At 50.1% G+C, this 21,327-nt stretch carries 16 protein-coding genes; 11 read left to right on the forward strand and 5 right to left on the reverse strand.

Annotation, left to right across the window (positions count from 1 at the left end; all coding sequences use genetic code 11):
* Positions 1-45: 45 nt before the first annotated feature.
* Complete coding sequence (locus tag A5320_RS06595) at positions 46-1,275, reverse strand: MFS transporter (protein WP_068062482.1); 1,230 nt, start codon at positions 1,273-1,275, stop codon at positions 46-48.
* Between the two features lie 447 nt (positions 1,276-1,722).
* On the opposite strand from A5320_RS06595, the gene A5320_RS06600 reads away from it, so the two are divergent.
* Positions 1,723-3,888 (forward strand): tetratricopeptide repeat protein, encoded by a 2,166-nt coding sequence (locus A5320_RS06600; protein WP_082971566.1) that lies wholly within the window; start codon positions 1,723-1,725, stop codon positions 3,886-3,888.
* Here the strand turns inward: A5320_RS06600 and A5320_RS06605 are convergent.
* Positions 3,841-4,593 carry a hypothetical protein gene (locus A5320_RS06605; protein ID WP_068062485.1) on the reverse strand — a complete coding sequence of 251 codons (753 nt, stop codon included), beginning with the start codon at positions 4,591-4,593 and terminating at the stop codon, positions 3,841-3,843. The genes A5320_RS06600 and A5320_RS06605 overlap by 48 nt on opposite strands.
* A 406-nt stretch (positions 4,594-4,999) precedes the next feature.
* Here A5320_RS06605 and A5320_RS06610 point away from each other — a divergent pair, with 406 nt between their 5' ends.
* Positions 5,000-5,725, forward strand: coding sequence for a DUF445 domain-containing protein (locus A5320_RS06610; RefSeq protein WP_068062488.1), 726 nt, complete (start codon positions 5,000-5,002; stop codon positions 5,723-5,725).
* Between the two features lie 102 nt (positions 5,726-5,827).
* Here the strand turns inward: A5320_RS06610 and A5320_RS06615 are convergent, their stop codons facing one another.
* A complete protein-coding gene (locus A5320_RS06615) occupies positions 5,828-7,033 on the reverse strand; it encodes an HD domain-containing phosphohydrolase (protein WP_068062491.1) in 1,206 nt (401 codons plus the stop codon).
* Positions 7,034-7,270: 237 nt separating this feature from the next.
* Between A5320_RS06615 and A5320_RS06620 the strand changes: the two genes are divergently transcribed.
* Positions 7,271-7,579 (forward strand): hypothetical protein, encoded by a 309-nt coding sequence (locus A5320_RS06620; protein WP_068062494.1) that lies wholly within the window; start codon positions 7,271-7,273, stop codon positions 7,577-7,579.
* A 101-nt stretch (positions 7,580-7,680) separates the two neighbouring features.
* Here A5320_RS06620 and A5320_RS06625 read toward each other — a convergent pair whose 3' ends face one another.
* Positions 7,681-9,207 carry an amidohydrolase family protein gene (locus A5320_RS06625; protein ID WP_082971567.1) on the reverse strand — a complete coding sequence of 509 codons (1,527 nt, stop codon included), beginning with the start codon at positions 9,205-9,207 and terminating at the stop codon, positions 7,681-7,683.
* A gap of 214 nt (positions 9,208-9,421) precedes the next feature.
* On the opposite strand from A5320_RS06625, the gene A5320_RS06630 reads away from it, so the two are divergent.
* The 8 genes from A5320_RS06630 to A5320_RS06665 all read left to right on the forward strand — a co-directional run bounded on the left by A5320_RS06630 (position 9,422) and on the right by A5320_RS06665 (position 19,062).
* Entirely contained in the window at positions 9,422-11,308 is a 1,887-nt protein-coding gene (locus A5320_RS06630) for a tetratricopeptide repeat protein (protein ID WP_157605673.1), read from the forward strand.
* Positions 11,309-11,498: 190 nt separating this feature from the next.
* Positions 11,499-11,762 carry a DUF3081 family protein gene (locus A5320_RS06635; RefSeq protein ID WP_068062500.1) on the forward strand — a complete coding sequence of 88 codons (264 nt, stop codon included), beginning with the start codon at positions 11,499-11,501 and terminating at the stop codon, positions 11,760-11,762.
* A 135-nt stretch (positions 11,763-11,897) separates the two neighbouring features.
* Complete coding sequence (locus A5320_RS06640) at positions 11,898-13,454, forward strand: cytochrome ubiquinol oxidase subunit I (protein ID WP_068062502.1); 1,557 nt, start codon at positions 11,898-11,900, stop codon at positions 13,452-13,454.
* 1 nt (position 13,455) lies between these two features.
* A complete protein-coding gene (gene cydB, locus A5320_RS06645) occupies positions 13,456-14,592 on the forward strand; it encodes a cytochrome d ubiquinol oxidase subunit II (RefSeq protein WP_068062506.1) in 1,137 nt (378 codons plus the stop codon).
* Positions 14,593-14,614: 22 nt separating this feature from the next.
* Positions 14,615-14,728 (forward strand): cytochrome bd-I oxidase subunit CydX, encoded by a 114-nt coding sequence (cydX, locus tag A5320_RS06650; RefSeq protein WP_068062509.1) that lies wholly within the window; start codon positions 14,615-14,617, stop codon positions 14,726-14,728.
* A 10-nt stretch (positions 14,729-14,738) separates the two neighbouring features.
* Positions 14,739-16,499, forward strand: coding sequence for a thiol reductant ABC exporter subunit CydD (cydD, locus tag A5320_RS06655; RefSeq protein WP_082971614.1), 1,761 nt, complete (start codon positions 14,739-14,741; stop codon positions 16,497-16,499).
* The gene (locus tag A5320_RS06660) at positions 16,496-18,202 is read left to right on the forward strand and encodes an amino acid ABC transporter ATP-binding/permease protein (RefSeq protein WP_068062516.1); all 1,707 of its coding nucleotides are present in this window, start codon (positions 16,496-16,498) and stop codon (positions 18,200-18,202) included. Before cydD ends, A5320_RS06660 begins: the two co-directional genes overlap by 4 nt.
* Positions 18,203-18,264: 62 nt before the next feature.
* Complete coding sequence (locus A5320_RS06665) at positions 18,265-19,062, forward strand: polysaccharide deacetylase family protein (RefSeq protein WP_068062518.1); 798 nt, start codon at positions 18,265-18,267, stop codon at positions 19,060-19,062.
* Positions 19,063-19,129: 67 nt separating this feature from the next.
* On the opposite strand, the gene A5320_RS06670 is transcribed toward A5320_RS06665, so the two are convergent.
* Positions 19,130-21,304, reverse strand: coding sequence for a prolyl oligopeptidase family serine peptidase (locus A5320_RS06670; RefSeq protein WP_068062521.1), 2,175 nt, complete (start codon positions 21,302-21,304; stop codon positions 19,130-19,132).
* Positions 21,305-21,327 lie beyond the last annotated feature (23 nt).

Below are 21,327 nucleotides of genomic sequence, written 5' to 3' on the forward strand. Positions count from 1 at the left end.
TGTTCATCTCAGTCAAATGATGTGTTGATTGCTACCCAGAACTGCTTAGTGGGACACGGCAGCAAGACGTTTCGCTGCTGGCTGCACCAGATGGTTCCACCACAAACCAATCGCCATCAACAGAGCAAAACCGGTGGCGAGGTAAAAACCGTAACGGACGTTACCAAATAAATCGCCGACCAAGCCCATCAATAGCGGCCCTAATGCCGCGGCTAAAGCGGTAAAGGCCAGAATTAAACCAGCGACTGCACCATGTTGATGGCGTTCAAAACAACTGATGCCTTTGGAATTCAGCGTTGGGTACATCATCGACATAAAGAGTCCGGACAATGGCATCAGCCACAAGGCCCAATCGACGCCTCCCAGCATACTCAGTGCAAAACAGACAAAAATCGCGCTGCCAAACCAGGCTAGTAACACCGTCCAGTTAAAACGGCTTAACAGCCATTCCGCCAGAAAACGGCCGACAGTACGCAGAATAAAAAACACCGTAATGGCATGCGCCGCCAACGTGGTGAAATCGCCTTGATACTGCTGCAATAAGGTGGGCAACCAGACAAAAATCGCAACTTCAGTCGCCACATAGCAGGCAATGGCCAGCGAAAAACCCAGCGCATATTTATCTTTGACCAGGACCAGACTCTGAAACAACGAAGTTTGCTGCTGCGGCTGATAAGCCGGATATTCCATCCGCCAGGCCAGCACCAGCAAGATTGCACAAATCAGCCCTGCCAGCAGATATAGCTGTGTCCAGGCCATATTGGCCGCAATCAAAATACCGACCAAGGCTGGTCCGGCAATAGCGCCTAGCCCGAAAAAACCTTCCACCCGGTTCATTAATTTGGTGTGACCATCGGCATTGCTGCTGATATCGCCGAGTAGCGCCAGCGCACCGGTTTTAAACAAACCAATACTTAAGCCACAAACACCCAGCAACAGCAGATAAAACATAAAGTTATCGCCAAAGGCAAAAGCGATACAAGCCAGGGTATACAAAGCCAGGCCCGCCAGAATGACTTTTTTACGCCCGATTTTGTCGGCCAGCCGGCCCAGAAACAAGCCAGACAAACCAATAAAAATCATCGGCACATAATGAAAAGCCGCCGCTTCAGTCAGCGATAACTGAAATTGCTCGACCACTTTAGGAATGATCACCCCAACCGCATCGGTGGTCATGGCAAACACAAAAAACATCAGGCAAGTCATCCACTTAACCTGGGTATGATTGTCCATCGTCAGCACGGGTGCTGCCGGTACTTTTTGAATTTGTTGCATCTGTCTGTCCTGTTGTCACTGTATTTTTATCATGTGAGCGTCAGCCAACGATAGTGAGCAGCACTCATTATTTTTTTACTTGGTATTCTAAAAAATTCATCGTGCCGTCTGCTCATCCAGACTCTGCAGGAAAATGAAACAACCATACTAAAACTGCTTAAACTTTCACCTTTTAACATCAAACTAAACCTACACCTTAATCGTTTAAGTTGCAACTATTGAACCCGCCAATCACTGTAATTTATAAAGTAGCGCAAGCAAGTGCACACAAGGCTACAACCCTTGCCGCCTGCAGCGACTGCACATAAATAACACCGCCAAAATTCGCTAACTGATTCATTACCAAGTGCTTGTTTATTAGACTACGCTTATTCACGAGTTCAGACGCCTGCATCGTCTGGCAATTTTCAGCAACACACCAACAAAAAACAGCAAAAGGAAAGGACTGTGTCCGGCTTTAAAATGTTTTTCTCGGAATTAAAACGCCGTAAGGTGATCAATACCGTTTTACCCTACGTCGGTGTAGTGTGGTTGCTGCTTCAGGTGGTGTCGGTGGTGGTGCCATTGCTCAGCTTGTCGCCGTTGGTCGGCACTTTTTCTGCAGTACTTTTATTTGCCTTGTTCCCGGTGGTGCTGTATTTATCCTGGTTTTATGACCTGACCAGCAACGGTATTGTGCTAACTCCCGCCGATGATTCCGGCACTGTCACGCCGCTGGGCTGGAAAAACTGGACGGCGTTATGCGGCATTCTGCTGTTGTCCTGCAGCATCGGTTTTAGTTATTTTCAGCAAGTGCGCAGTAACAGCCTCAAAGCACAGGAAGGCATCAGCACAGTAAAAGTTGCCGATTCGATTGCTGTGGTGGGTTTTAAAGATCAAAGCCCGGAGCAGGATCAACAATATCTGGCTGAAGGTCTGACCGAAGAAATCACCAGTCTGCTCGGTAAAATGCCCAACCTGACCGTCGCAGCATCAGGCTCAGGTTTAGTGCTGAGTAAACAAGGTCTCGACCCTATCGCCATCGGCCGCAGACTTGAGGTGAAAACCGTCCTCACCGGCAGCGTACGCCGCACCGGCGACCAACTTAAAATCCGGCTGGAACTCTTAGAAACCGAAAAAGGCCACACCCTCTGGACTGAAACCCTGCAACGCAGCTTAAGTGACGTCTTTGCCCTCGAAACGCAAATCGCCCGTGCTGTGGTCAACTTGCTGCAGGATAATTATCTGGATCAATCTGCAATCAGCAACCACGCCAATACGCAAAGTGTCGACGCTTATGTGATGTACCTGAAAGGCCGCGAGCAATATCGGCTGCAAACCACTGAAGCGATTAAAGAAGCACGTAAGCTGTTTGAACAGGCAATAGCTCTGGATCCGGAATACGCCCAGGCGCATGTCGCGCTGGCCGATACTTTTGTACTGCTGAGTGAAGGTAAAAGTGAATTTGGTGTGCTCAAAGCTGATGTTGCCGCGCAACTGGCAAGTCAAAGTCTGGCCAAAGCCTTTTTACGTGAGCCGAATATGGCGGAAGCTTTTGCGGTGCAGGGTAAAGTTTTTGAATTTGAACAGCAGGATGATCAAGCGCTGGCGGCTTATGATAAGGCGATTAGCCTTAATCCGAACCTGGCGATTGCTTATATGTGGCGATATCAGATTTTGTATCGACTGGGTAGGTATGACGAATCTTTGGCCTCGCTTGAGCATTCATACCGGTTGGACCCTGTGTCCGTTGCAACTTTGTATAACAGTGCGCTAGAACTATCATTACGTGGTTTGTATCCTGAAGCAGAGCAGCGTTTTTTACAACTTATAGCTGACTTTCCAAAATCACCCTGGGGATATGCAGGACTTGGTGGTGTTGCGGCCTTTCAGGGGAAGCTTGCCAAGAGTATAAAATACTGGCAACAAGCCCACCTATTATCACCACAAAATCAACACTTTAAAAGTAATTACATTAGTGTGATTCTGCGACTTGGTATGGTTGATCAAGCGAGTAGGCTGGCCACGGAATCTGATTATCAAAACACTCTGCTACTGCAAAGTGGTAAGTATCACGAATTATTCCAAATTATGAACTTTCAGCTCGCAGCTAGCCCTGACGACGGATGGATAGCTTTTGAAGCTGGCTGGTATCAGGTGTTAATTGGCGACAAACAAAAAGGTATTGAATTACTATTAAAGGCGCGAACCCTGATCAAAGAATCGGAACTTTACGGGATGCCATTTTGCAGTCCGGCAATAGAATTGGCTTGGGCACTACAGCAACGACATGAAGCAGCAGCCGCCTCTCAATATATTCAACAGTGTCAGCAACAACTGAACAACGCCCAAATAGGTAATCAAGTTGATTGGGAGCTTGACTACTTGGGGGCCAGACTGGCAGTTTTAACTGGCGACCATCAAAAAGCCTTACAGCAACTAGAACTTGCAATCAGTCGGGGTTGGCGCGAATGGTGGCTCAGTTATGATCCATTGCTGCTAGCGCTGCATAAAAACGACAAGTTCAAGCAACTACAATCAAACTTGTCGTTGTTAATGGCAAAAGATAAAAAGCAGGCACTGCTGTTATTTCCGGATTCGCCATCGCAACACACTTCCACCCAGCAACAGTAAAGCAGTCGTGGCTGGTATAGGAATATCTAAAGGTTTATTGCCAGACAGAATGATTACTTTTTCCAAGTCCGAGCTAAAACTTAAACTTTCCGCGGCCGCCCAGCTATAACTGCAGCTGCCACTGCTCTCGTCACCCGGAATCAGTTCACCACAATTTAAGTTATCGGAATGCACAGAAGGGTCAGTATAAAACTTAAAACCTTGACCAGCATAAAAGGTCACCTTTAATCCAATCTGGTATTCACCGGCAGCCAACAGCGGCATGGTGGTGTCTAAAAACGCTGCTCGCTCCAAATGGCTGCCAGCAAAGGACTGACTGTAATCAGCACCGGTTAAAGTCCAGACTAAATCCATCAGCGGGGCATTTTCAAAAAACATCCCCATATAACCTTCAAATTGCAGCAGTTCGTTTTGATAAAACTGGTAATAGCAGGGGTCATTAACAAAATCAGGCGGCATTGTCGTCACGTCCACATAACAATAAGTGGGAACTGCGAAAGCAGGAATTTGACCCTGTACTAAAGTTTCATGATCAGTAGCTATAAAACTTGGCTTAACACCAAGCGCATTAACATACTCGTCTGCTATCCGATAAAAGTTTTGGGCTTCAGAAGAAGTATTATTACCTTTCCCCCCACCTCTCATTAACACCGCATTTGCCATACAACTAACAAACAACATGCTGACCAGCAGCAGATAAAACATCCTGTTCATTTGGTGTAACCTCGTAATACGTTATAAATACGGGTACAACTTTTCCCCCACCAATTGATTTTCGGCAAGACCACAAAAACCACCAGGCCCCAAAGCTTTTTAATTCAAGCAGAAAGCGCTTAAATAGCGAGTTTTCGCTGCTAAGTTCTGGCATATTCACCATAAAATCGCAGATATTTCATTATTAAGTTAAATCTAATCTACTGAGTTAACGCCATTGGCTAACTGTCAGTAAAGTCTGTTAGGCTGCAGCCTGAGATTAGGATTTGCCGCTGGCCTGCAGTCTGATTAAAATGTGCGCTTTGCTGGCAGAAGCCGCAGCTGGTCGTGATTTTAAGACCCGTGTTGAAAAGCAGTTTAGAAAAGTCGTATTGGACAGCAGTTTTATGGAGTGGTTATGAATAAAAGTCTGATTACAAATTTAGTAGCCGTTTTGGCAATGGCAATTGGCTGGTTCGCCGCCCTGCCCTGGCTTTGGACCACCGGGTTATTTGCCTTTTCTGGTGCCATCACCAACTGGCTGGCCGTGCATATGTTGTTTGAAAAAGTGCCATTGCTGTATGGCTCAGGCGTGATTCCGGCGCGCTTTAGCGAAATTAAAATCGCTTTGCATAAATTGGTAATGGAGCAGTTTTTCAGCACACAAAACCTGCAACGGCTGGCCGCTGGCAATGCAGCTGCTGAAGCAGACTCACCGGCCGTGCAACTAAAACTAGCGCCAGTTATTGAAGCCATTGATTTATCACCGGCGTTTGCCGCGCTGCTCGACACAGTGCAGCAATCTTCGTTAGGCGGCATGCTGGCAATGTTTGGTGGCCCGGCGATGCTCCAACCACTGGAACAGCCTTTTATCACTAAATTACGCTCGTCATTAATTGAACTGGCCGATAGCCCGGAAGTGCAGGCGCAATTACAACAACAGCTGGCCAGCGGTGAAAATATCAGTCAATTGCAGCCAAAAATTGCCTTATTAGTGCAAGCGCGTCTGGATGAACTGACGCCGCAGCTGGTAAAAGAGCTGATCCAACAACTCATTCAACAACATCTCGGCTGGCTGGTGGTCTGGGGTGGTGTGTTTGGTGGGGTGATTGGGTTGGTCAGCGCCTTAATGCCGGCGGTTTAAATCTTATCTTCTGCATGACTTTAAAAACACACAGCAAAGATGAAGTTTCTCTGCTGTGTGCCCTGTCTTATTGTTGATTAAATTCCGTCATTCATCGCCACATCAGCGCTGAAAATGCTGCCGGTGCAGCTTAATCACTTCGCTAAAGATCCCGACCCAATCCGGATCATAACGCGTACCTGAACCGCTATTGATATGCTGCAGCGCTTTGATCAACGATATCTTGCGCTGCTCTGGCCGATCGCCATCGTTGGCGATATTGTCAAAAGCATCGGCAATCAGCAGTAACTTGGCGCCTTCGCTAATATCACCGCCGTCTAATCCATCCGGAAAACCAGTGCCATCATGATGTTCGTGATGCTGCCAAATCATTGCGGCTGCGTCCTGCCAACGTGGTGAACTGGCGACTAAACTGGCGCCCATATCGGCGTGGCGCAACCACACCGTCAGCTGCGTCGGATCGGCTAACCCCTGCGCATCCAGCATATTCAGCGGTAAAAACGACATGCCCAAATCATGCAGCATCACCGCAACCGCCAGTTGCAGCGTATCAACTTTGTTACCTGACTCTTTATTACCAGCGAGGCGGTTCATTTCCAGCACCAGAAACAATTGCCGCGCGGTGCGGCCAAGCCAGCGCGGATGACGTTGCTCCAGCGCCGGGATCAGCTGAATAAAAAACTCTAAATCAGCATCCATCCGGATGCCGTAATACTGCAATAACCGCCGACAAGCCGCGATGGCTGAAGATGCCGATTGATCCGTTTCATCAACCGTACTCTGGCTGACCGTATCCGGCAACACATCAGCGGTAATGGCAAGCCCCTGTGGATGCTCGGGATCCAGTAAACCCAAAATATGCCGGATCCGCTGTTCTCTGGAACGTTCATCAGTACTGGCCAGACCGGTCAGCCGCTGGCAAATTTGCTGCAAACTGGTGGCTGACAAAGGTTTAGGCTCATTGGCAATGCTGGCCTCTACCCATTGTTGGGTGCGATCCAGCGTCAGCTGAATCACGTCACAGAGTGCACTGTCATAGGCCATCCGGCCTTTTCGAATATCATCCAGCACATCTTCCAGACTTTGCAGCAGCGGAATCAGCGAAAACAAGCCGATAAAACCCAAATTGCCTTTGATGGTATGCACCACCCGGAAGATGCCATGTAGCAATTCCGACTGTTGCGGATTCTGCTCCAGCTCAATCAGCGTGGTTTCGCATTGCTCGTAGGCATCACGAAAATCTTCGAAAAAGTCATCAACACAATCACGTTGTAATTCATCAGGACGGTTCAGGTTTAACTGGCTCATAAGGCTACTTCTTTTGAAAGGTTAGATTCAGTCTATACCCAAACGACTGCAAGATGCGATGAAAGACCACAAAACCAACCATAGTTCGCCAGATTGCCTGGCCTGAACAAGCAGGCTGAAGAATCTGAAAATAAATTTTTGAAAAAACAAAAAAGTTTGTCACACCCGGCTGCGCAGCCGTGTCTTGGTAATGAAGCTTGATTAAACACACTTATTCACTACTAAAAGGACATCATCATGAATCAGTTTAATACCACCACAAACAACACAACTTCTAACACAGCCAGCAACAACCCGGCGTTAACCCGCGATCTGGCGCTGACCGTCACCGCCGGTATTGCCTTTATGCAAGTCGGTACTTATAGCAACGGTTGGTTCCTACCGGTGCTTACCTACATCATCGCTGTAGCGGCGTTGTTTGCTACCATCCAACGCCACAGTGCCAAACCGGTGCATAAAGTCTGGTTCCATATCATCAATGCGCTGGGTTGTACTGGTTTAATCTCAGCATTGTGGTTTAGCGGCAAGATGGCATTGATGTTTTAATTGTTAATGAGGGGGTCAGAGTCAATTGTTAACAGAATTCTGTTAACAATTGACTCTGACCCCACAATTTACATTTGATGCCCCTCAATTCAGCAACGGCCTTATTGCGCCATCAGTTCAGCCCTCAGTATTGCCTTTCCGTGCAAAATGACGAGTTCGATACTGTCCCAAGCTTGCACGCTCTCCAGAGGATTCTTTTTAAGTAACAACAGATTGGCGACTTTACCTGCGCTGACGGTGCCATAGTTACTATCAATTTTCAGCATCTTGGCATTATTGATGGTGGCGGCCTGAAAAATAGTACGTGCTGAGATCCCAACCTCGGCCATGGCCTGCATTTCCAGGTAAGTGGCGTAGCCTGGCTGATGGGTGTAGGTTGGCGATGACGGTGTATCGCTGGCAAGTAACAATGGGTGGTTCATGTCGCTCAGCACTTTGGCAGCTTTGGCGCCTTGCAAGCTGGCATTTTTAAACACGGCCGCTATTTCAACTGCTGGCGTTTTACCAAAATCCAGTTGTAATTCATCCCGAAACCACTGGGCTTCCGGTGTTTGATACCATTCCAGCAAACTTTTTGGCACCACTTTTTTCAGTTGTGGATCGGCCAGCGCATCAGCTTCAAACAGGGCGCCCATCCGCGAAATGACCTGAATAGTTGGTTGATAGCCAATGCCCGCCGCATGTACTTTGGCCAAATGTTGCATGATTGCTGCTGGCAATTGATTGTTCGCTTCGGCTTGCTTGCGGATGTTGCGATCGATACCACTCCAGTTCCACAGGCCGTGGGCAATCACATCCACTTTGCCATCTACCGCCTGCAACTGCATATCGTAGGCATTGGCATGCGCCAGTAACGGCAAGCCATGGTTGGTCGCTGCAGCGCGCAACCGTTGTAAGCTATCCTTGCTATATACCGGCAGATGATCGGCGTCGCCAAAACCATTTTCAATAAAAATTTTCAGGCAGTCGGCGCCGCTTTGTGCAATTCGTGCCACCACCACTTCTGGTGTTTGCTGCTTCGCGTCAACGGCCGCAGGCAGTGGATGGTGATGTGCAGCTTCGACAATAAAATCTGGCCGTTGTTGATAACGTTTGGCTTTAGGTAACTGATGATTTGGATAACCATCCATCACCGGCGCCGCGCCGCAGCGAAACAAATCTGGTTTTTGCGGCTGGGCGTTAAATTCGCTGATGCCTTCGACCGAATTGCCAGTATCGAGCACTTGGGTCACGCCAAAATACAAATAACTGCGGGGCTGTTGTTGCGCGAATGCTTGATGTAATTGTGCGGCACCCGGCATATCCGGCAATAAACCCGGGGTATTGCTGACATGCACATGGCTATCCATTAACCCCGGCGTTAAAAAGCGGCCACGACCGTCAATGCGTTTGATAGCCGTGGGGAATTGATGGCCGACATTAGCTTTGCTGATGCTGACAATCAGGCCGTTTTGGATCAACACGTTTTGATCGGTTAAGGCACTGTCGCGCTCGGGCGACAATACGGTAACATGCTCAATCAGCAGACTTTCGGTGTCAATTGCTGCGTGCAGCGGATTGGCATAAAGCAGTTGAAAGAATAGAGCCAATAACAAGGTTTTTGGTGCAACACAATTGGGTGACTTCATCAGATAACTCCGGTTTTCAAAATTCAGGCTGCAGCTTGCCAAAATGCCGGCAGCAAAGCCTGAAGATGGTCTGAAGTTTTTCTGAAGTTATTTTATTCGTTTTATATCAATACTTTAATTTTAACTCTGCATAACAGGTGACGTTATTTTTTCAGCAGCACAGCAGACAATACAGTGGCAACTGGCAGATTGGCGCATCGATCCGGCCAGCAATTTGCTGCAACATACTGTTTTGCATAACCAGCCGCTGCAGAGTGAAAACGCAGAACAAGTGCTGGAACCTCGGGTGATGACGGCACTGGTGTTATTGCTGCAGGCCGATGGCCAAACGGTAACCGACCAAGCGATGCTCGAAGGCGTGTGGCCGGGTTTGGTGGTGTCGGATGCTTCCTTGTATAAAGTGGTGGCACAGCTGCGTAAAGCTTTGCAGGATCAGCAAAAACCTTATCAACTGATTGAGCGGGTACACAGTAAAGGTTACCGGCTGCTGCAACCGGCGTTGCGTGTTGAAGCTGCAACTGCCCAGACTGCCTCAAAGCAGACAACGGTAATCCAGTCTGAATTTAGCCATCCGCAACCGGCCGCAGCTAAAAAAGCCATCCCTCCTTTATGGTCTATCGGACTCATAGTTCTGGCTGGTTTCGGCTGGTGGTTATGGCAAACGGTAACCACGCCCAGTCCTGCGGCAAACCATCCTCCCCAGACTGCCGCAGCAGTGCGACAGCCAGCAAAGCACCCACCAGCACAACTGGCGCCAGCTGCCGGTTTCTCTCAAACGCAGTGGCAACAATATCAACAAGCCAAATGGTTGGCGCAACAGCCCAAAGCAGCGGCGGTACAACAGGCGGTTGAACTGTTGACCGAGTTACTGCCGATGCAGCAGCAGTATGCACCGCTGTTAACCGACCTGTGTAACAGCTATCACTTTATGCATATTTACAGCGACTGGCCGCTACAAAAAGTGCTGGCGTTGTGCGAGCCGTTATTGCGACAAGCGCTGCAACTACAACCGGATTCAGCGGCGGCACTGGCCAGTTTTGGTGCTTTGATGCTGTCGCAACAAAATATCCCGGCAGCCACTCAATATCTGGATCAGGCATTGGCGTTGGATGCGCAGGATCGCAACACTTTGCTGTGGCGCGCCATGCTTTATCGCAGTCAGGATCAATTTCCGGCGGCCATTCAGTTATTGCAGCAAGCAACTAAGCTCGACCCTTTATCGGGCTTGTTAAAACGGCATTATGCCTACAGCCTGATCGGCAATGGTATGCTCAGTGAAGCGCGGGATCAGTTTCGCCAGTCATTGCTGCTGGACGGTGATTATTCTGACCGAGCACTGGACGAGCTGGAAATGTTACCGCTCACCGCCACGCGCGCCATCGCCTATTTAAAATGGGCCGAACGTTTTCCGGACCGGTTGCAACATCCGGGACGCCTGGTGAATTTGGCGATGGTACAGCTGAGTTTAAACCAGTTCGCCGAAGCTGCTACAACGCTGGAACAAGCTTTTTCCCTATATCCACAACATCAGTTTGTGTTGCTGGGAAAAGCAATGTTGGCACAGGCCAGTGGTCATCCAGCAGAGGCACGGCATTTACTGAGCGAGCGGGCGAAACGCCGCCCCGATCACCGGATGTTTCAGCTACAAGCGTTGTTATTAGCCGATGATGTCGATTTTCAGTTACAACAACCGAAGTTGCTGCAGTTGTTGCCCGATTTTGCCAAAGATCCGCTGGCCGCCACCCGGCTGGCGCTGGCGCAAAAACAGCAAGTGCTGGTGCTGTATTGGTTGTTAACAGTGCGCGAACCTGATCGTGAACAATATCAGCCTTTGATCGCTGATTTTGTCGCAGCGCAAATGACGAAGGGACACGCAGAAGACAGCGAAGCCGACGGTCTTAGCCTGCAACTATTGTGCGTGGTGGGTTTAACCGACCAAGCCAATCAACTGGCACTACAGCTGCTGCAACACGACTGGTTACCCTCGCCGCACGACAATTATTACCTCGCCGAACAACATCCGTTATGGCGGCAGCTGGATCCGGCTATTTTCGAGCACATCCAACAGCAACGGCAAAAAGTGCTGCAAGCCATCGACTAAGTCAATTAACACAACAGCTAATTGAAGCTAATTGTGGTCAGAACAAAATTAAAATAAACGCTGGTTAATCACTGACTTCAATCCCGAAGTTAGAAACAATTTCATCACCTACAACATCCAAAGTCGTGAAACTGTCGTATCCTTTAGCAATAGTCGCCACTCATGGCATCACTTTTAAAATGCAGGATCTATGCAAAACCTGATCGACGCAAAACTACTGTTAAAAGTCTTTGGCATCATTGAGCAACAAGGCCAAGCCGCCATCACACCTGTGGGCAACGGTTTTGAATTCAAGGGCATGCAGGTAGCCACTGGTTTTGATGGTTACGATCTGTATTTCTTCGCTGCGGGTATGACGCTAACTTTAGGTTTTCATCAGAAATATCATCTGGATGCCACCACCGAGCAGCAAGTCGACCAGTTTATCCAGACCCTTAAGAAAATCGCCGCCTGAATAAATCAATGGGGGGTAATTGATTTTTCTTTTGCCCAACCGTCATTCCTTTGATGCGTATCAACACATTGTCGACGTTTACCGACTAGATTAGTCCTTGGTTATCTAAAAGTTATCCATTACAGGAGACGGTTCATGGATATCGTCGAACTCTCGCGCTTGCAGTTTGCTTTTACTGCTATGTACCACTTTTTGTTTGTGCCACTGACGCTCGGCATGACCTTTATTCTGGCGATTATGGAGTCGGTGTATGTGATGACCGGTAAAGAAATTTACCGTGACATGACCAAGTTCTGGGGCAAGTTGTTTGGGATTAATTTCGCGCTTGGCGTCACCACCGGCCTGGCGATGGAATTCCAGTTTGGCACCAACTGGTCTTATTATTCGCATTATGTCGGGGACATTTTTGGTGCCCCACTGGCGATTGAAGGTCTGATGGCGTTTTTCCTCGAATCGACTTTGGTCGGTTTGTTCTTTTTTGGCTGGGACCGCTTATCGAAAGTACAACATCTGGCGGTGACCTGGCTGGTGGCTTTGGCTTCGAATTTATCGGCGTTGTGGATTTTGATCGCCAACGGCTGGATGCAAAACCCAGTCGGGGCCGAATTTAACTACACCACCATGCGGATGGAAATGACCAGCTTCTCTGAAGTCATTTTTAACCCAGTGGCGCAGGTGAAATTTGTCCACACCGTCTCGGCCGGTTATGTCACAGGTGCGATGTTTGTATTGGCGATTTCTGCCTGGTATATGCTGAAAGGCCGCGATATGGCCTTTGCCCGCCGCAGTTTTGCCATTGCTTCAGCTTTTGGTTTAGCGGCAACGATGTCGGTGATTGTGCTGGGTGATGAGTCCGGTTATGAGCTGGGCGATGTGCAAAAAGTCAAACTGGCGGCGGTTGAAGCGGAATGGGTGACGCATCCGGCACCAGCATCTTTTACCATTATCGGCATCCCGAATAGCGCAACCCAAACCACCGACTACGCCGTAAAAGTGCCGTATGCGCTGGGGCTGATCGCGACGCGGTCCATCGATGAAAAAGTGCTGGGTTTAGAAGATTTAAAAGAAATCCACCGCACCCGCATCGTCAACGGCATGGAAGCTTACCGGCTGCTGATGTTATTACGTGGGGGTGATACTTCCGACGTCACTAAAACCGCCTTTGAAGTAGTGAAAAAAGACATAGGCTATGGCCTGCTGCTGACTGCTTACAACAAAGACCCATCCAAAGCGACCGTCGAGCAAATTCAGCAGGCTGTTGATAATTCCATTCCGCAAGTCGCCCCAATGTTTTGGTCATTCCGGATCATGGTCGCCGCTGGCTTTATTCTGCTGTTCGTGTTCGCTATGGCCTTCTGGTTTAGCGCCAAACGCTTAGAGCAAAAACCACGTTGGTTCTTAAAACTGGTGGTATTAAGCCTGCCGTTACCCTGGATTGCCTGTGAAGCCGGCTGGTTTGTGGCGGAATATGGTCGTCAGCCCTGGGCTGTCGGTGAAGTTTTACCTACCCATCTGGCGGCTTCCGCACTGACTGCCGGGCAGATCTGGACCAGTCTGGGCCTGATCACGGCGCTTTATACGGTGTTTCTGGTGATTGAAATCTGGCTGATGCAACACTTTGCCCGCAAAGGACCTTCGTCGTTGCATACCGGCAAATATGATCTGGAAACTGGCAAGGCTCAGGGGGTGTAACATGGATTATGAATTTTTAAGGTTTATCTGGTGGTTACTCATTGGCGTGCTGCTGATTGGTTTTGCCGTGACGGATGGTTTTGATATGGGCGTCGGCGCTTTACTCAAAGTCGTTGGTAAAAATGACGAACAACGGCGGGTGATGATCAATAGCATCGCGCCCCACTGGGACGGCAATCAGGTGTGGCTGATCACCGCAGGCGGCGCGTTGTTTGCCGCCTGGCCACCGGTCTACGCCACAGCGTTTAGCGGTTTTTATCTGGCGATGATGTTGACGTTAGCGGCGTTGTTTTTACGGCCTATTGGTTTTGACTATCGTTCCAAACTGGAAAATGTTAATTGGCGCAGCAACTGGGATTGGGCGATTACCGCCGGTTCGGCCATTCCACCGATTATTTTTGGTGTCGCTTTTGGCAACTTATTGCAAGGTGTGCCGTTTCACTTTGACGACATCCTCCGGATTTATTACACCGGTTCGTTTTTTGCGCTGCTGAATCCGTTTGCATTGTTAGTCGGCGTGATGAGTCTGCTGATGTTTGTCAGTCAGGGTGCGGCTTATCTGCAAATGAAAACCGATGGTGAAGTCCTTGCTCGCAGCCGCACTGTTGGCATGGTCAGTGGTGTGGGCGCTGCACTGTTGTTTGTGCTGGCTGGTGTCTGGCTCAAAGCCGGTATCGATGGTTATGTGGTCACCAGCGTGCTGGACCATAACGCCATTAATAATGCGGTCAGCAAAACGGTCGAAGTCAAAGCCGACGCCTGGTTTAGCAACTATGCCGCTTATCCATTGTTGTGGCTGGCGCCAATATTAGGCGTGGCGGCTTTTGCCCTGGCTGGTCTCTGCAGCAAATTGGGTAAAGGCGCCGTGGCTTTTGTGTTGTCCTCCCTGGGCCAGGCCGGCGTGATCCTAACCTGTGGCATCGCGATGTTTCCGTTTGTCCTACCTTCCAGTTCCAACCCCAATCACAGTCTGACGATGTGGGATGCAACGTCCAGCGAACTGACGTTAAAAATAATGTTTGTGGTGGCCTGCATTTTTGTCCCCATCGTGCTTGGTTACACCATCTGGAGCTACGTCAAAATGTTTGGCCGGCTGAATGAACAGCATATCCGTGATAACCCGCACGGTCTTTATTAAGCAAAGTATTGAGGAGTGACCTATGTGGTATTTCGCCTGGATTTTAGGAGTGTTACTGGCCTGTTCATTTGGCATTATCAATGCGATGTGGCTGGAGTTTAACGGCTACGCCGAAGAAGAGTCAGATCAGAACTGATGTGTTGTTGATGCGCACTTCGTCGCAACACTCTTTACGTCAGTCGCTACTGCAACAATGGCTGCGACCTTACCGGTCGCAGCTGGCTATTTCCGCGTTACTGGCAGCTTTGAGCGTGCCGCTGTTGATTGCCCAGCTCTGGTGGCTGGCAGATATTGCCGCCAGTTTATTACAACACCAACCGCCGCCGCTTGCCAGCTGGCTTGGTTTTGCCGCTTTATTTGTGCTGCGCCAGTTGTTGTTATCGGGCAAAGAATTGCTGGCGCAACAAGTCAGCCGCGAGTTAAGACGGCAATTACGCCAACAGCTACTGCAAAAACTGGAATTGTTGGGCCCGGCACGGCAACGTTTTGGTGCTGATGGCAGTTTATCGACGCTCATCACCGAACAAGTGGATGCGCTGGACGGTTATATCAGCCGCTATTGGCCACAACTGGTGCAAGTGGTCGTGGCGCCCCTGTTGATTGCCATCGCCGTCGGCTGGCATAGCCTGTTCGCTGCGGCGTTATTGCTGTGCACTGCGCCTTTGGTGCCGCTGTTTATGGTGCTGGTCGGGCGCGAAGCCAGCAAAGCCAGTCAGCAGCAATTGCAGGTGCTAAGCAGGATGGGCGGTCGGTTATATATTTTCCTGCAAGGTTTGCCGCTGCTTAAACGCCTGAACGCCACCGGCGTCGCGGCGGAGCATTTGCAAGGCGCAGCCGAACGTTATCAAAAAAGTACCATGCAGGTGTTGCGGCTGGCGTTTTTATCCACCGCCGTGCTGGAGCTGTTTACGTCATTAGCCATAGCGCTGGTGGCGCTGTATCTGGGTTTGGGCTTATTAGGCGAACTGCCATGGTTAAAACAGCAGGTGCCGGTGTTGTATCAACCGGCGTTATTTATTCTGCTGCTGGCGCCGGAGTTTTATCAGCCGCTGCGCCAGCTCGGCAATGACTACCACGCCAAAGCCCAGGCCCAGGCAGCGACGCTAAACCTGACGCCATTATGGCAAGCCGATACGCTGTCGGCGGATAGCCCCCCTGTTTCCGAGACTCCAGCTGCCACAACACCGGCCGCTTTGCCGGCAATGCTGCCGGAATTAACCACGTTATCCCTACACCAGATTGTGATTGGTAACCCGGCAGCACCAAGGCTGCAAATCGAACAATTGCAGCTGCACCAAGGCAAACGTTATCTGCTGCAAGGTCCAAGTGGCTGCGGCAAATCGACGTTATTACAGCTGCTGGCAGGTTTTATTCCGGGCTCTGGGCAAATGTGGCTCAATCAGCAATCGCTCGAATGGGCGGAATTACCTTTATTGCGCCAGCAAATGGGTTATCTGACCCAACAAGCTGAATTGTGGCCGGGCACGGTGGCGGATAATCTGCAGCTGGCCAAGCCCGATGCCAGCACCATACAAATGCAGGCGGTGCTACAGCAAGTTGGCCTTTGGCATTTTTTACAACAGCAACAAGGCTTAGAAACCGTCGTTGGTGAAGATGGCCGCGGTTTATCCGGCGGACAGCAACAACGACTGGCGCTGGCGCGGCTGTTATTGCAAGAGAAAGCGATTTGGTTGCTGGATGAGCCCGTCGCTGAGCTGGACGCCGACAGCGCAGCGCAAATTTGTGCTTTGCTGGCAGAGCTGTCGATTGGCAAAACAGTGTTGTTTGCCAGTCATCAGTGGCACCACCTATGTTGGCTGGATCAGGTGTTGAGCCTGGAAAATGGCGTATTACTCGCTAACCGCGCCTTTGCCAATGCCGGCTTGTTACAGCAGGAGCCCGGATGAAACCAAATTCAAGCATCAGGTTACGCGATTTATGGCGAGCTCATGCGGTGGGTTGGTCATTCAGCTATCTGCTGGGTGCCATTACCTTGGTATGCACAGTGCTATTACTGGCCTTTTCCGGTTGGTTTATCAGCGCCGCGGCTCTGGCTGGTGTGGCCGCGATTCAGGCCGGTAGTTTTAACTATCTGCGCCCCGGTGCGGTGATCCGCTTTTTTGCCATATTCCGCACCGCCGGCCGTTACGCTGAGCGGCTGCAATCGCATCATACGGTGCTGTCGCTGTTAAAAACCTTGCGGCTGCAAAGTTTCCGTCAGTTGAGCCAGCAAAGTAGCCTGCAGTTGTCGTTGCTGGTGCGCCCCGGCAGCGCCGATCTGTTGCAGCGGCTGATTGCCGATCTGGATTTACTGGATCAATTTCCATTAAAAGTGCTGTTGCCCTGGGGCTGGGCGGCATTGGCGGGCTTTGGTTATCTGCTGGCGTTGTGGTTATTGGCCCCGGCGGCGTTACCTGGCGCGGCATTGATCTTGTTGTTATTGCTACTGATTTGGCCATTATTGCTGGTGCGCTTAGGGATCCGGCTGGCGCGGCAGGAAGTGCAGGCGCAAAGTGCCAGGCGCGAACATTTACTCAACGCACTACAACTGCTAACGACGTTGCTGATGTTCGGTCGCTGGCCCGCCAGCAGCCAGCTGTTGCAGCAACAAGATCTGCAGATAGAGCAGCAACAACGTAAGTTGCAATATCTGATGCTGGGTGCACAGGCTGGCAGTCAAATGTTGCTGCTGGCAGGTCTTATCAGTATCGGGATCAATGCCATGCCGCTGCTGCTTGATCCCAGTCTGTCAGCTGATCAGCAATTACACCCGGCAGTCTTGGTCGCGTTATTGCTAGGCTGGCTTGGATTGGCCGAAATTATTGCGCCTTTATCACAGCTGCAAAGTGCACTTGGTTATAGTCTGGCGGCGCGGGATCGGCTGAATCAATTGATGCTGGCGCAGGATACCGCCAGCCATACCAGGCTCATACCATTGCCGGCAGCACCAGAACATGGGACCGAGCCAATTTGCAGTTTGCAACTGCATGCGCTCCAACCTGGTTTTCTGCAGCCATTATCCGGTTTGCCACTACTGGAACTACAATTTCAGCCCGGCGATTGTGTGTTACTGCACGCACCATCTGGCGCTGGCAAAAGTTGTTTATTGCTGACGCTGGCCGGTGATTTGGCGCCACATAGCGGTACTGTGACCATTAACGACCAGCCGCTTTCGCAGATTGATCCAAGTAGCCAACATCAGCTGATTGGGCTCTTAGCTCAACGACCGCAGCTGTTTCAGCTCACTATCGCAGCAGAACTGCGCCTCGCCAAACCCACCGCCAGCGATGCCGAGTTGCTGGAAGTGCTGGAGCTCACCGGCTTAACCCCATGGCTACAAAAACAACAGACCGGGCTCGCGACTTTGTTGGGTGAATATGGTGTCGGCTTATCCGGTGGTGAGTTGCGCCGTTTTGCTTTAGCGCGGTTATTGCTGCTAAAAACACCCATTTTGCTGCTGGACGAGCCTTTCGCCGGGTTGGATCAACACAATGCCGACCAACTGCTGAGCCGTGTCGCGCATTGGCAGCGCCACGGAATTTTAATCATTGCCAGCCACCAACAACTGCAACATCCGGCCTTTAACCGGCACTGGCGACTGACGGATTGAGTTTGGGCCCCAGTTATGGCACTTTGAGCAACGCTCATAAGGTGTTCAGACAGGCACGGCAAATGAAATCGAGTATATTCAGTGTGTTAGTGATGGCAAGTAGCTGCGTTCTTACATCAACCGTGGCAGCAGACACAAACCATACAACCTGGCCGCGTGGCGCCAAAGCTGCGGTCAGTTTGTCCTATGATGATGCTTTGGATAGTCAGCTGGATCATGCAGTCAGCGCCTTAGCCGCACATAACCTCAAAGCGACTTTTTATCTGACGCTCAATTCCGATGCCTACAAAGCAAGGCAAGATGAGTGGCAAGCGCTGGCCAAAGCCGGGCATGAACTTGGTAATCACAGTGTGCATCATGCTTGTCGTGCATCCTTGGCCAATCGTGAATGGGTGACCAAAGAGCAGGATTTGGATCAGTGGACTGTGGCGAAAATCAGTGTGGAAATTCAGCTGGCCAATCAGCAGTTACAAGCGCTTGATCAACAAAGCAGCCGCACTTTTACTCCGCCTTGTGGCGATACCCAGGTCAAAGATGGTGATTATCTGGCGGGTGTTGCACCCTTGTTTAGTGGTATTAAAGTGTTGGGTCCGCCCGTCACCGCAATGAGCCAGCTGGCAGGCAAACAATTACCAACCTGGTTTCCGGTGGCACCCACTTTGCAACAACTGATTGATTACACAGAACAAGCTGCACAACACGGCACCATCGCCAGCATTACTTTTCATGGTGTGGGCGGCGATCATCTGCAAGTCGACAGCAAGGTACATCAGCAATTTCTGGCCTATTTAGACAAACATCGTGACCGGTTTTGGGTGGATACTTATCACAACATCAGCCTGCATTTGGCACAGATGTAAAAAAGGGGTCAGAGTCAATTGTTAACAGTTTCTGTTAACAATTGACTCTGACCCCTTAATTTACGAATTACATTTTTACTGGTAGTTCTTTCACGCCCATATTATGCAGCGTAAAGCCAAAAGCATCGGCGGCTTGCTCAATGGTTTTGGACACCGGTGTACCAGCACCGTGACCAGCGTTGGTTTCGATGCGGATCAGCTGTGGATTGCTGCCACCGGCTTTTGCCTGCAGCTCAGCGGCAAACTTAAAGCTGTGCGCTGGTACCACGCGGTCGTCATGATCACCTGTCGTGACCATCGTCGCAGGGTAAGCCACTCCTTGTTTCACATTGTGCACTGGCGAATAACCTTTTAAGTACTCGAACATTTCTTTGCTTTGTTCGGCGGTACCATAGTCATAACCCCAACCTGCACCGGCGGTGAAGGTGTGGTAACGCAGCATATCCAACACGCCAACTGCTGGCAGTGCAACTTGCACTAAATCAGGACGTTGTGTCATCACGGCGCCGACTAACAGACCACCATTTGAACCACCACTGATCGCCAGTTTAGCGTTCGAGGTGTATTTATTGGCGACCAGGTATTCGCCGGCTGCGATAAAGTCATCAAACACGTTTTGCTTTTTCAGCTGAATACCAGCGTTGTGCCAGTCTTTGCCGTATTCACCACCACCACGCAGGTTTGGCACCGCATAAACGCCGCCCATTTCCATCCACACCAGATTCGACACGCTAAAACGTGGCGTCAGGCTGACGTTAAAACCGCCGTAGCCGTACAGCATGGTTGGATTGGTGCCATCCAGTTGCAAACCTTTTTTGTGGGTGATGATCATCGGCACTTTAGTACCGTCTTTGCTGGTGTAAAACACTTGCTTCGACTCATAGTCGTCGCTGTTAAACTTCACCGCAGGTTTGAAATACACTGTGGATTCACCGGTTTGCGGGTTAAACGCATAGCTGGTGCCTGGTGTGTTGTAGTTGGTGAAACTGTAATACAGCACGCTGTCTTTGGCTTTGCCGTCAAAACCACTGACTGAACCAACACCTGGCAGCAGAATGTCACGCACCAGTTTGCCGTTAAGGTCGAACTGTTGCACTTTGGACACTGCATCGACCATGTAATTGGCGAACAGGAAACCGGCTCCTTTGCTGACGCTTAATACATTTTTGGTTTCAGGAATGATATCAACCCACTGATCTTTAGCCGGTTTAGTGGCATCGATCATCACCAGGCGGTTATTAGGCGCATCGAGGTTGGTTTCAAAATACAACTTACTGCCGACGCTGGTCACCAGTTGATAATCAGCAGTGCCTTCGGCATCAACGACGATAAAGGCGCTATCGGCTTTGGATAAGTCTTTGATAAACAGTTTATTGCCAGAGGTGGCGTTGGACGCGGTCACGATCAGGTATTGACCATCTTCAGTCACCTGGCCGCCAACATAACGATGTTTTTCGGCATCCACTGCGCCGAATAATACCGGATCGTCTTTTTGCGCCGTACCTAGCTTGTGGTAGAAGAGTTTGTGTTGATCAGTTTTTGCCGACAATTCGCTGCCGGTTGGTTTGTCATAACTGGAATAGAAGAAACCTTCATTACCTTTCCAGGAAATTCCAGAGAACTTCACATCGACCAGTTCTGCTTCACGCTTTTCTTTGGTTTCGGCGTTAATCACAATCACTTTACGCCAGTCACTGCCGCCTTCTGAAATGGCATAAGCGGCAATAGAACCGTCGTCGCTGAACTGTAAATCAGCCAGTGAAGTGGTGGCATCGGCCGAGAAGGTGTTTGGGTCGAGGAATAATTCAGCCTCGGCACCCGCTTTTTGGCGATACACCACTGATTGGTTTTGCAGGCCATCATTTTTTGAGAAGTAGCTATAGGCGCCTTCAGTGCTTGGTGTACCTACTTTCTCGTAGTTCCACAGCTCTGTTAAGCGTTGTTTGATTTGCTCGCGGTAAGAAATTTGCGCCAGGTAATCAAAAGTTACTTTGTTTTGTGCTTTCACCCAGTCGCCGGTTTCGGCGCTGCGGTCATCTTCCAGCCAGCGATAAGGATCCGCTACCTGAGTTTCGAAATAGGTATCGATCACAGCACCCTTGCTGGTTGCAGCATAGGTGACAGCAGTAGCGGCTGGAGTTGCGGCGGCGGCTACAGCAGGCGCAGCGGCGGTTGGATCAGGTTTTGGACCACAAGCGGTTAACAGTGCCAAGGTGATGGCACTTAGAGCGAGATATTTCATCGGATTGTTTCCCTAAAGCAAAG

This window comes from Rheinheimera sp. SA_1, from assembly GCF_001669775.1.
GTDB lineage: Bacteria > Pseudomonadota > Gammaproteobacteria > Enterobacterales > Alteromonadaceae > Pararheinheimera.